The sequence below is a fragment of the Polymorphobacter sp. genome, from assembly GCF_051860865.1.
Lineage (GTDB): Bacteria > Pseudomonadota > Alphaproteobacteria > Sphingomonadales > Sphingomonadaceae > Sandarakinorhabdus.
In genome coordinates this window covers 1-1,205 of the sequence record NZ_JBIMKZ010000145.1, presented here as the reverse complement: position 1 = coordinate 1,205, position 1,205 = coordinate 1, and the positions used below count along the sequence as shown (strand labels likewise).

The window sequence follows — 1,205 nt, the reverse complement described above, 5'->3', positions numbered from 1 at the left end:
CAGCGAGACGCTGATCTGGCAGGACCCCGTTCCCGCCGTCGACCACGCCCTGGTCGATGCCGGCGACGTGGCGGCGCTCAAGTCCCGCGTCCTGGCCTCCGGCCTCACCGTGCCCGAGCTGGTGCGGACGGCCTGGGCCTCGGCCGCCAGCTTCCGCGGCACCGACATGCGCGGGGGCGCCAACGGCGCGCGGCTGCGGCTCGACCCGCAGCGCGGCTGGGCGGTCAACGACCCGGCCGAGTTGACCAAGGTCGTCACCCGTCTGGAAACCATCCAGAAGGACTTCAACCGCACCGCCACCGACGGCAAGAAGGTGTCGCTCGCCGACCTCGTCGTGCTGGCCGGCAACGCCGCAATCGAGAAGGCCGCCAAGGACGCCGGGCACGACCTGTCGGTGCCCTTCACGCCCGGCCGGACCGACGCCAGCCAGGCGCAGACCGACGTTGGCTCCTTCGCCGCCATGGAGCCAACCGCTGACGGCTTCCGCAACTGGTTCGGCCCCGGCAACGACAAGTCGCCGGCCGAAATGCTGGTCGAACGCGCCAACCTGCTGACCCTCAGCGTGCCGGAAATGACCGTGCTCGTCGGCGGCATGCGGGCCCTCGGCGCCAATGCCGGCGGCGCCAGGCACGGCGTCTTCACCAGCCAGCCCGGGCAGCTGAACAACGCCTTCTTCGTCAACTTGCTCGACATGGGCACGGTCTGGACGAAGGCACCCGGCAACGATGGCCTCTACGAAGGACGTGACCGCACCACCAAGGCAGTCAAATGGACGGCAACCCCCGTCGACCTCGCCTTCGGCTCGCACGCCGAACTGCGCTCGGTCGCCGAAGTCTACGCCTCCAGCGACGGCCAGGCGAAGTTCCTCGCCGACTTCGCCAAGGCGTGGACCAAGGTCATGACGCTGGACCGGTTCTGACAAGGACCGATCGCCGGGGGGTTGGCGCCCCCCGGCGGTTGGATTGCAGGCAGAAGGGGCCTCCGGCGGGCAGTAGTAGCCTCCGGCGGCTGGGGGCGCAGCCCCCAGACCCCATGAATTGGGCTTTCTCCGTGGCGATGACGGTTTTCGCTGGGGGATCGACCTGATCATCGGGGTCCGGGGGCTTCGCCCCCGCCCCCGGAGGCCCAACTACAGGTAAAGCTGCGAGCCCAGTTCGATCGGCCGGGGGGCGGGGGTGGCTACGGCGCGGAGGAAGACGATACCG

General features: G+C 70.0%; 1 protein-coding gene. It reads left to right on the top strand.

The genetic code is table 11. The features are described from left to right. On the top strand, positions 1 to 919 hold a 919-nt coding region (locus ACTIFJ_RS15335; RefSeq protein WP_439534982.1), incomplete at its 5' end, for a peroxidase family protein. Positions 920 to 1,205 lie beyond the last annotated feature (286 nt).